General features: G+C 42.6%; 2 tRNA genes. Both read right to left on the minus strand.

The window, feature by feature from the left end:
• Window positions 1-38: 38 nt before the first annotated feature.
• Window positions 39-114, minus strand: a tRNA-Thr gene (locus tag CXF85_RS00135).
• Window positions 115-227: 113 nt separating this feature from the next.
• Window positions 228-303 (minus strand) — tRNA-Phe (locus tag CXF85_RS00140).

Below are 303 nucleotides of genomic sequence, written 5' to 3' on the forward strand. Positions count from 1 at the left end.
AAAAAGCCTCAACATAAATGCTGAGGCTTCGTTATGAATGGTGCCGACTGCCGGAATCGAACTGGCGACCTACTGATTACAAGTCAGTTGCTCTACCAACTGAGCTAAGTCGGCACACAAAGCTGTGTGCAATATTTAAGTTTAATTTAAACAACCTAAATACTTTTGGCACCGAAATAATGCTTAATATTATTAGTAAATAATAAGTGAGCACCACTTCTGTAAAATGGTGCCCCGACCCGGATTTGAACCAGGGACACGAGGATTTTCAATCCTCTGCTCTACCAACTGAGCTATCGGGGC

The sequence above is a fragment of the Colwellia sp. 75C3 genome (assembly GCF_002836255.1).
Classification (GTDB): domain Bacteria; phylum Pseudomonadota; class Gammaproteobacteria; order Enterobacterales; family Alteromonadaceae; genus Colwellia.